The sequence below is a fragment of the Avibacterium volantium genome, from assembly GCF_049366555.1.
Taxonomy (GTDB): Bacteria; Pseudomonadota; Gammaproteobacteria; order Enterobacterales; family Pasteurellaceae; genus Avibacterium; species Avibacterium volantium_A.
In genome coordinates, this window is the sequence record NZ_JBMMGT010000043.1 from 1 (window position 1) to 9572 (window position 9572).

Here is a 9572-nt window from a genome sequence, read left to right on the forward strand (position 1 = left end):
AAAAACGCTCAATTGCTTGAGCGTTTTCTTGTTCTAATTTGGAAATTAGCGACGTAAACCTAAACGAGCGATAGTTTCGCTGTATTTAGCTAAATCAGTACGTTTTAAGTAGTCTAACAATTTACGACGACGAGAAACCATACGTAATAAACCACGGCGACCGTGATGGTCTTTTTTATGCACTGCAAAGTGTGCTTGTAAGTGGTTGATTTGTGCAGTTAATAATGCAATTTGAACTTCTGATGAACCAGTATCTTTTGCATCACGACCAAATTCAGCAACGATAGCTGCTTTTTTTTCTGTGCTTAGAGACATATTAAAATCCTCAATAGTAGGGTTAATCATACATCAAACGCCGATCTCTAATTCAGCGCCGACAAGGAGCAACAATTGTAGCGATTAAGAGAAAAAATGCAATAAATATCTTGGGATTTTTTCGCTCAACAGGGTAGTATAAGAACAGTTTTTTTAACAGGAATTAACAATGAAAATACTCATCGCACCTGATTCATTCAAAGAAAGTTTAACTGTGCTTGAAGTGGCGGAGGCGATTGAAATTGGGTTTCGCAAGATTTTTCCGCACGCACAATATTGTAAAATCCCAATGGCTGACGGTGGCGAAGGCACGGTACAATCTTTGGTGGACGCGACACAAGGAAAGCTTATCCAATGCACGGTTACCGCCCCTTTGGGCAATAAAATTGACGCATTTTGGGGGCTTTCTGGTGATGGTGAAACCGCATTTATTGAAATGGCAGCGGCTTCAGGGTTGCATCTTGTGCCAATGGAAGTGCGTAATCCATTGAAAACCACCAGTTTTGGCACGGGAGAATTGATTTTGAACGCCTTAAATTATGGGGTGAAAAAAATTATTCTCGGCATTGGAGGGAGTGCAACCAATGATGCTGGTGTCGGAATGTTGCAAGCCTTGGGTGCGCGCTTTCTCAATGCTGAAAATCAATCGTTGGGCGATGGTGGCGAACAGTTAATTCACACCGCTCATATTGATTTAAGCCAGCTTGATTCACGTTTAGCACGAGTACAAATTGAAGTGGCTTGTGATGTGAATAATCCATTATGTGGTGAAACTGGCGCATCTGCCGTGTTTGGTCCTCAAAAAGGCGCAACCGCGCAAATGGTGCAACAACTTGATGCCGCGCTTGCTCATTTCGCCGAGAAAGTACAGCAACAGCTTGGTATTAATATCGCTAATCAAGCAGGTGCTGGAGCGGCTGGCGGAATGGGCGGTGGGTTGCTGTTATTACCAAAAGTGCGGTTGAAAAAAGGCGTAAATATTGTGTTAGAAACCTTAAATTTTAGCGATCAAGTGCAAGATGCCGATTTGGTGATTACGGGCGAAGGGCGAATGGACGGACAGAGCGCTTACGGAAAAACGCCGATTGGTGTCGCCAAAACTGCTAAGCAATTTGGCAAACCTGTGATTGCTATCGTAGGCTGCCTGCGGGAAGATTATGAAGCGGTGTATGAAGAGGGCATTGATGCGGTCTTTCCGATCATTCGTCAGCTTGATAGTTTGGAAAACACCTTGCGTTCAGGGAAAGAGAATCTGATTTCAACAGCGCAAAATATCGCCAGATTTTATCAGTTAGCGATGAAATAACAGAATAGTGAAAAGACAAGTGCGGTGGAAAATTTTCAGATTTTTCACCGCACTTTATTTTTAGGCATAAGATACGTTTTTCTACCAACTTTTCTACATTAACTTCCTGTAGCTTGCTACTTTACTATCTCGATAAAGCTTGCGAAAAAACGGAGCACTTCCCTACTCCATCGTCTTTTTCTTTCCTAGTCAGTCAGCTTATCAATTCCCAAATGACGATAGGTTCGCAATGTGGCGATACGCCCTCTTGGGGTGCGTTGTAAAAAGCCTTGTTGGATTAAATAAGGCTCAAGCACATCTTCAATGGTTTCACGTTCTTCACCAATGGCGGCGGCAAGGTTGTCTAACCCCACAGGGCCGCCGTCAAAACGTTCAATAATGGCACTTAATAATTTGCGATCCATAAAGTCGAAGCCTGCGGGATCAACGTCTAACATTGAAAGGGCGGATTTGGCAATTTGTGCGGAAATTTGTCCAGCATTTTTAACATCGGCGTAATCTCGCACACGACGTAATAAACGGTTAGCAATACGTGGTGTCCCACGGGAACGACAGGCAATTTCTTGTGCGGCATCTTGTTCAATAGCTAAATTTAAACATTGCGCACTGCGTGCCACAATAGACGTGAGATCTTCTACGGAATAAAATTCTAAGCGCTGCACAATGCCAAAGCGATCACGCAAAGGGGAAGTGAGTGAGCCTGCTTTGGTGGTGGCACCAATTAAAGTAAAAGGGGGCAGATCCAGTTTAATTGAGCGCGCCGTAGGGCCTTCACCAATCATAATATCAAGCTGATAATCTTCCATTGCGGGATACAGCACTTCTTCAATGGCTGGTGAAAGGCGGTGAATTTCGTCAATAAATAGCACATCGTGCGGTTCAAGATTGGTCAGCATTGCCGCTAAATCGCCTGCTTTTTCAAGCACTGGCCCTGAAGTGGTGCGGATATTTACTCCCATTTCATTCGCCACAATATTGGCAAGGGTGGTTTTCCCTAACCCTGGTGGGCCGAAAATTAATAGGTGATCGAGCGCATCTTGGCGCAGTTTGGCGGCTTGGATAAAAATTTCCATTTGCTCACAGACCTGCGGTTGCCCCACATAATCGGTGAGTAATTTAGGGCGAATAGCACGGTCAATGACTTCTTCATCGAATTTTTCCGTTGCGCTGACAATTCTATCTACTTCAATCATTACAATGCCTTATTTATAACGATGCCTTTAGTGCTTCACGAATTAACTGCTCACTATTGAGATCTGGGTTTGCGACTTTCTTCACCATTTTTTCAGCTTCACTCGCTTTATAACCTAGTGCAACTAATGCGGCAATTGCATCATCGATATGAACATTTTCTTTACTTGATGATTTTTCTGCCACTGGTAAATGGGTGCTTTCAATAAAGAAATCGCCTTGTGGTAAATCCTTAAATTTTCCTTTTAATTCAACTAATAAACGTTCTGCTGTTTTTTTGCCAACGCCGGGGATTTTGACTAATTTAGACAATTCTTCACGTTCTATGGCATAAGCAAATTCATTGACAGACATCGCAGATAAAATGGCGAGTGCCAGTTTCGGGCCTACACCGTTGGTTTTGATTAGCTCACGAAATAACGTGCGGTCTTGCTTGTGGGAAAACCCAAACAGCAAATGTGCATCCTCTCGCACGACCAAATGGGTGAAAAGGGTCGTTTGTTGCCCTGTTTCTGGCAAGTTATAAAAGCTGGTCATTGGCAATAAAAGCTCATAGCCCACGCCTTGTACATCAAGCAAAATTTCTGGTGGTTGCTTTTCGACTAATAATCCTGTTAAACGGCCTATCATAATTTCCCCTTAAAACGATTTGCCATAGGATAAAATAAAACTGGATAAATATCCAGTTTTAAACGATAAATTTTCACGCTTAACCATCATAAACGGAAACGCCCACGGCTATATCTTGGACGCAAAAGTGCGGTGTTTTTTCCCGCTGTTTTTTGCACATTTTGATTAATTTGCGATAAATGCGCGAAGGAATGAGAATGCGTGATGGCAATGGCTAAGGCATCGGCAGCATCAGCTTGCGGTTTGGCGGAAAGATTAAGAATGCGCGTTACCATTTCTTGCACTTGGGTTTTATCGGCCGCCCCTGTGCCAACCACCGTTTGCTTGACTAAGCGTGCGGCATATTCGAACACCGGTAAATCGTGGTTCACCGCAGCAACAATCGCCACGCCACGGGCTTGCCCAAGTTTTAAGGCGGAATTGGCATTTTTGGCCAAAAATACTTCTTCAATGGCAAACATTGTGGGCTGAAATTGCGTGATAATTTCACTTACGCCTGCATAAATGCGCTTTAAACGGGTTGGCATATCTTCTGCTTGAGTGCGGATCACCCCGCTGCCTAAATATTCCAATTTAAGCCCCATTTGGCGAATCACCCCATATCCAGTTAAACGAGATCCGGGGTCGATACCTAAAATAATTGCCATCTTTTTCCTAAATGAAAAAGGTGCTGAAGATCACGCACCTTTTAACTTATCGCCGATCAAATCAATGTGAGAAATTAAAGCAACGCTGCCACTTCATCACTGATTTCGCCGTTGTGATACACATTTTGCACATCATCACAATCTTCTAGCATATCAATTAAGCGTAATAATTTTGGTGCAGTTTCCGCATCAAGATTTACCGTAGTTGATGGAATCATTGTTACTTCGGCTTCTTGAATTTTGAAGCCTGCAGCTTCAATGGCTTCACGCACGGCACTTAAATCTTCCCAAGCGGTGTAGATTTCAAAGCTGCCGTCTTCTTGTGGTTGAATATCATCTGCGCCCGCTTCAATTGCCGCTTCTGTAAGCGCATCTTCATCGGCTTCCGCAATTAAAATCAACCCTTTTTTACTGAACAAATAGCCAACAGAACCCTCTGTCCCTAAGTTTCCACCGCATTTAGTGAAGCTTGGACGAACCTGTGAAATGGTGCGATTTGCGTTATCACTTAAACATTCTACCATCACCGCTGTGCCACCTGGACCATAGCCCTCATAAACTTTGGTTTCCATATTGGTGTCATCGCCACCGCCCACACCGCGATCAATTGCACGGTTGATGGTATCACGCGTCATATTGTTAGAAAGGGCTTTATCCACCGCCGCACGCAAACGCGGGTTAGCGCTCACATCACCGCCACCAAGTTTGGCTGCGGTAACCAATTCACGGATTAATTTAGTAAAGATTTTTCCACGTTGGGCATCTTGGGCGGCTTTACGGTGTTTAATATTTGCCCACTTACTATGTCCTGCCATTTTTTTTCCTTTTGTTTCTTGTGATCTTTTTGATCTTGAGTTTAATTAAATTTGTTTGTTTTTATAAATCAGGTTTCGCCGTTGGCGGCTTATATTCACCACAATAGGCGTCATATCATTTAGTGTGTAGTTATTGCTACTATCAAATCTCCCCCTACCCATCTTTTCTAAAGAGGGGGATATGAGCGTATGATTAACTCATTTTGAGCTATAACTACTAAATTCCCCTCTTTCGCAAAGAGGGGTTAGGGGAGATTTGGCAGAATTTATTCCAGCCAAATAATCAATCAGCCCTTATTTACCAAATATTTCTCAATCGCTGCGGCGTTATTTGGCGATTTTGTCATTTGCACGGCCTGTTGTGGGGAAACCCATTTAAAGGTCAAATGCTCGCTTAATTGCGGTTCAAATTCCTGTTCCACGGTGCATAAAAACCAATGTTCGCGCACGTGGGTGATATTCGGTGCGTATTTATAGCGGAAATGGGGAAAAATTTCAAATTCTACGTTTTCATTGCAATCAAAAAGTGCGGTGGAATTTTCAGAAATTTTTAACCGCACTTCTTCCCAAAGCTCGCGGATTGCCGTTTGCCTCGGCGTTTCGCCATTTTCCATTGATCCCGTTACCGATTGCCAAAATTCGGGATCGTCTTTGCGTTGCAACATCAGTACGCGATGCGTATTTTTAGCATAGATAACAACAAGAACGCTATGGGGATTTTTGTAGCTCATCTATTCCTATTTCTCCATAACACTGTTATCTAATTCAATACCTATCTCAATTGTTTCGTATTTTTGGGGCGTATGCGATACGCCCCTACGTCCATTTCAAAAATAATTTTATAGGTTATAAAAATTTATTTTGCTTTTTCTTCTTTTACCGTTACCGCAATGCCTAATTCTTGCAACGCCTGTGGGTTGGCATAACTTGGGGCTTCGGTCATTAAGCACGCGGCGGCGGTGGTTTTCGGGAAGGCGATAACATCACGAATGTTGTCTGTGCCAGTTAAAAGCATCACTAAGCGGTCTAAACCAAAGGCTAAACCTGCATGTGGTGGTGTGCCGAATTTTAATGCGTCCAGTAAGAAACCGAATTTTTCTTGTTGTTCCGCTTCGTTAATGCCAAGAATACGAAAAACGGTTTGCTGCATTACAGGATCGAAAATACGCACCGATCCGCCGCCCACTTCGTAGCCGTTAATCACCATATCGTAAGCATTCGCCACGGCTGCCGTTGGATCTTGCTCTAATTGGCTCGGGCTGAAATCTTTTGGTGAGGTGAACGGGTGGTGCATTGCGGCAAGGTTGCCCTCTTCATCACGTTCAAACATAGGGAAATCTACCACCCAAAGCGGTTTCCATTCGTCCAAGCGGGTTAAACCTAAATCACGCCCTAATTTTAAGCGTAACGCTCCCATTGCATCAGTGGCAATGTTCCATTTGTCTGCACCGAAGAAAAGAATGTCGCCATTTTGTGCTTGCACACGGTTTAATAACGCATTTAACACTTCTTCTGATAAGAATTTTGCGATTGGGCTTTGCACGCCTTCTAAGCCTTTTTCAAGCTCATTGACTTTTAACCACGCTAAGCCTTTTGCACCATAAATGCCAACAAATTGGGTGTATTCGTCAATTTGTTTACGGGTAATGTTTGCACCATTTGGTACGCGGATCACGGTTACACGCCCATTTGGATCATTAGCAGGGCCGCTGAATACTTTGAAATCCACGTCTTTGACTAAATCAGCCACGTCCACCATTTCTAACGGGTTACGCAAATCAGGTTTGTCTGAACCAAAACGCTGCATTGCTTCTGCCCAAGTCATCATTGGGAATTTACCGAGATCTACGCCTAAAATGTCTAACCATAATCCGTGGATCATTTGTTCCATAATTGCACGCACTTCAGGGGCGGTTAAGAATGAGGTTTCCACATCGATTTGGGTAAACTCAGGCTGGCGATCCGCACGCAAATCTTCATCACGGAAACATTTTACAATTTGATAGTAGCGGTCAAAGCCTGACATCATCAGCAACTGCTTAAATAATTGTGGCGATTGCGGTAAAGCATAGAATTTGCCTTTATGCACACGGCTTGGCACTAAATAGTCGCGCGCGCCTTCAGGGGTGGCCTTGGTGAGCATTGGAGTTTCAATATCTAAGAAACCGTGATCGTCCATAAAACGGCGCACAAAACTGGTGATTTTCGCACGGGTTTTCAAACGCTGTGCCATTTCAGGGCGGCGTAAATCTAAATAACGATATTTTAAACGTTGCTCTTCCGTATTATTTTGATTGAAATCTAACGGCAACACATCAGAGGCATTGTAAACAGAAAGGGATTTCGCCAACACTTCCACTTCGCCTGTTGCCATATTTTTATTGATTTGATTTTCAGGGCGGGCAATCACTTCCCCTTTAATTTGTACGCAGAACTCATTACGCAAGCCCGCCGCAGCAGTAAGTGCTTCTTGATATTTCGGGTCAAAGCAGACTTGTACAATACCCTCACGATCACGCAGATCGATAAAAATCAAGCCCCCTAAATCACGGCGTTTATTCACCCAACCACTTAATGTTACTTCTTGCCCAATGTTTTCACGGTTTAACGCCCCGCAATAATGAGTTCGCATCATAATATTTTCCTTATTGAAATCTAAAAAAAGTGATAACCGCAAGATTATAGCGGAAATCTTGGGGGGATAGAATTGTTAATTGAGAAGTTATGCAAAAACTTCTGAATGTGTATTTAGCCGAACTAATTTTAGGCATTGCTGTTCAATTTTATAAATTAGCACGAGATCATTGAGAATGTGGCAATCCATATAACCTTTCAAATTGTTTTTAAGCGGATGATTTTTATATTCGGCGGTAAAGTCAGTCCATTTGTTAAGCAGTGCATCACTTCCAAATAGCGGGGATGAACAAATAAGTGCAGTGCTTTTTTGGCTAGTTGTACTAAATCGCGCTTAAATTCTTTTGCCATTTCAATTTCCTTAATTGGCAACGGCTGGTTCATTTATTTTTTCCCTTCTGCTATTTGTTGTAATAAGGTGGCAAGATCGGTTTTGTCATCAAGAGAGAAACGTTCAGCCGTTCCACTTTCAATTTCATTCATTGCCGCTAAAGTTTTTGCATTAGGTTGTAAATAATTCAAACTCAAAGGAATCGCTTTGGTGGCAGCAATTTCAGTTAAAAACATATTAAACACTTGTGATGGGGTGAGGCCATATTGGGCAATCACTTCAAATGCTTCTGTTTTTAAATGTTGTGGTAAACGAAAATTCACCACGGCATTATTGTTCGTCATTGTCGTCATAATCAATCTCTCATTGGTTAAATTGACTGTATTATATTGCATATACAATGTCATTACAAGTTAAGATTGATACATTTCCATTTGTGAGAACCGCAGTCTTGCTCTAAAATGCAGGCAAAATAAAGTGCGGGGGAAATTTTGTGAATTTTCACCGCACTTTGCTAACCTATTTAGGATAAATAATGAGTAAAGATACCATTTTTTCCGCCCCGATTAAGAATTTGGGCGATTTTACTTTTGATGAAAATGTGGCGGAAGTGTTCCCTGATATGATCCAGCGTTCCGTGCCGGGCTATTCTAATATCATCACCGCCATTGGAATGTTGGCGAGCCGTTTTGTAACGCCAAATTCTAATGTGTATGATTTAGGCTGCTCTCGTGGGGCGGCAACCCTTGCGGCCAGACGCAACATTCATCAGCCGAATGTGAAGATTATTGGCGTGGATAATTCGTTGCCGATGGTGGAACGTTGTCGCCAGCATATTCAGGCTTATCATAGCGATGTCCCTGTTGAAATTTTGTGCGATGATATTCGCAATATTGAAATCAGCAATGCCTCAATGGTGATTTTAAATTTCACTTTACAATTTTTGCCTCCGCAAGATCGCACCGCGTTGTTAGAAAAAATTTATCAAGGACTAAATCCGAATGGCGTGTTAGTACTGTCGGAAAAATTTCGTTTTAATGATGAAAAAATTGATGAACTATTGATTGATTTGCACCACGAATTTAAGCGCGCCAATGGTTACAGCGAGTTAGAAGTGAGCCAAAAACGTACCGCACTTGAAAATGTAATGCGTACTGATGATATTGAAACGCACAAAGCGCGGTTGAAATCAGTGGGATTTTCTCACGTTGAATTGTGGTTTCAGTGTTTTAATTTTGGATCAATGGTGGCGATTAAATAATGCAAATACGTTCATTGTTCTTGGTAGGATTATTGCTTGGCTGTGTTAGTCAGGCTTATGCTCAAAACATCGCCACAGCTCAAATTTCCCCACTACAAGTGGAACAAACTTTAAGTTCCACGCGCAATTTTATTATTTTTTACGACCGCACTTTAACTACTGCACCGCAGCTTATCGCAGCTAGCCAAAAATTAGGCGCTGAATTGCTGTACGAATACCGAAACTTTAACGCCATTGCGGTGCATATTCCTGAGAATTTAGAGCTGTCATCTCTAAAAACAAAGTTATCTCAAATAAAAGGTGTGTTGGAAGTAAATGAATCACAAATGATGCAATTACATTATCAAGCAGAGCATTAAGAAATATATACCGATCAAACTCCAGATTAATAAATAACAATCCGCACGTAAAACGTGCGGTTTTTAGGCTACCCTATAAGGGT

13 protein-coding genes are annotated in these 9572 nt (G+C 42.4%); 3 read left to right on the forward strand and 10 right to left on the reverse strand.

The window, feature by feature from the left end:
• Positions 1–45 precede the first annotated feature (45 nt).
• On the reverse strand, positions 46–315 hold the full coding sequence (gene rpsO / locus ACLS0A_RS10630; RefSeq protein ID WP_017805737.1) for a 30S ribosomal protein S15: 270 nt from the start codon (positions 313–315) through the stop codon (positions 46–48).
• Positions 316–484: 169 nt separating this feature from the next.
• On the opposite strand from rpsO, the gene ACLS0A_RS10635 reads away from it, so the two are divergent.
• Positions 485–1621, forward strand: a complete 1137-nt coding sequence (locus ACLS0A_RS10635) for a glycerate kinase (protein WP_416083445.1) — start codon at positions 485–487, stop codon at positions 1619–1621.
• A 185-nt stretch (positions 1622–1806) separates the two neighbouring features.
• Here the strand turns inward: ACLS0A_RS10635 and ruvB are convergent, their stop codons facing one another.
• From ruvB to ACLS0A_RS10680, 9 genes are all read right to left on the reverse strand, one after another.
• Positions 1807–2814 carry a Holliday junction branch migration DNA helicase RuvB gene (gene ruvB / locus ACLS0A_RS10640; protein WP_416083444.1) on the reverse strand — a complete coding sequence of 336 codons (1008 nt, stop codon included), beginning with the start codon at positions 2812–2814 and terminating at the stop codon, positions 1807–1809.
• A 13-nt stretch (positions 2815–2827) separates the two neighbouring features.
• The gene (gene ruvA, locus ACLS0A_RS10645; protein ID WP_017805742.1) at positions 2828–3442 is read right to left on the reverse strand and encodes a Holliday junction branch migration protein RuvA; all 615 of its coding nucleotides are present in this window, start codon (positions 3440–3442) and stop codon (positions 2828–2830) included.
• Positions 3443–3528: 86 nt separating this feature from the next.
• On the reverse strand, positions 3529–4089 hold the full coding sequence (ruvC, locus tag ACLS0A_RS10650) for a crossover junction endodeoxyribonuclease RuvC (protein WP_330933741.1): 561 nt from the start codon (positions 4087–4089) through the stop codon (positions 3529–3531).
• Positions 4090–4163: 74 nt separating this feature from the next.
• Positions 4164–4904: a YebC/PmpR family DNA-binding transcriptional regulator gene (locus ACLS0A_RS10655; RefSeq protein WP_103852766.1), complete on the reverse strand. Its 741-nt coding sequence runs from the start codon at positions 4902–4904 to the stop codon at positions 4164–4166.
• A 287-nt stretch (positions 4905–5191) separates the two neighbouring features.
• The gene (gene nudB / locus ACLS0A_RS10660) at positions 5192–5635 is read right to left on the reverse strand and encodes a dihydroneopterin triphosphate diphosphatase (protein WP_416083443.1); all 444 of its coding nucleotides are present in this window, start codon (positions 5633–5635) and stop codon (positions 5192–5194) included.
• A gap of 125 nt (positions 5636–5760) precedes the next feature.
• Positions 5761–7539: an aspartate--tRNA ligase gene (gene aspS, locus ACLS0A_RS10665; RefSeq protein ID WP_416083442.1), complete on the reverse strand. Its 1779-nt coding sequence runs from the start codon at positions 7537–7539 to the stop codon at positions 5761–5763.
• Positions 7540–7626: 87 nt separating this feature from the next.
• Positions 7627–7740, reverse strand: a complete 114-nt coding sequence (locus ACLS0A_RS10670) for a type II toxin-antitoxin system mRNA interferase toxin, RelE/StbE family (protein WP_416083441.1) — start codon at positions 7738–7740, stop codon at positions 7627–7629.
• Positions 7737–7889, reverse strand: coding sequence for a hypothetical protein (locus ACLS0A_RS10675; RefSeq protein ID WP_416083440.1), 153 nt, complete (start codon positions 7887–7889; stop codon positions 7737–7739). Before ACLS0A_RS10675 ends, ACLS0A_RS10670 begins: the two co-directional genes overlap by 4 nt.
• A gap of 33 nt (positions 7890–7922) precedes the next feature.
• Entirely contained in the window at positions 7923–8213 is a 291-nt protein-coding gene (locus ACLS0A_RS10680; RefSeq protein WP_416083446.1) for a type II toxin-antitoxin system RelB/DinJ family antitoxin, read from the reverse strand.
• A 191-nt stretch (positions 8214–8404) separates the two neighbouring features.
• On the opposite strand from ACLS0A_RS10680, the gene cmoA reads away from it, so the two are divergent.
• Positions 8405–9130: a carboxy-S-adenosyl-L-methionine synthase CmoA gene (gene cmoA, locus ACLS0A_RS10685; RefSeq protein ID WP_416083439.1), complete on the forward strand. Its 726-nt coding sequence runs from the start codon at positions 8405–8407 to the stop codon at positions 9128–9130.
• Entirely contained in the window at positions 9130–9489 is a 360-nt protein-coding gene (locus ACLS0A_RS10690; protein ID WP_416083438.1) for a hypothetical protein, read from the forward strand. Before cmoA ends, ACLS0A_RS10690 begins: the two co-directional genes overlap by 1 nt.
• Positions 9490–9572: the final 83 nt, after the last annotated feature.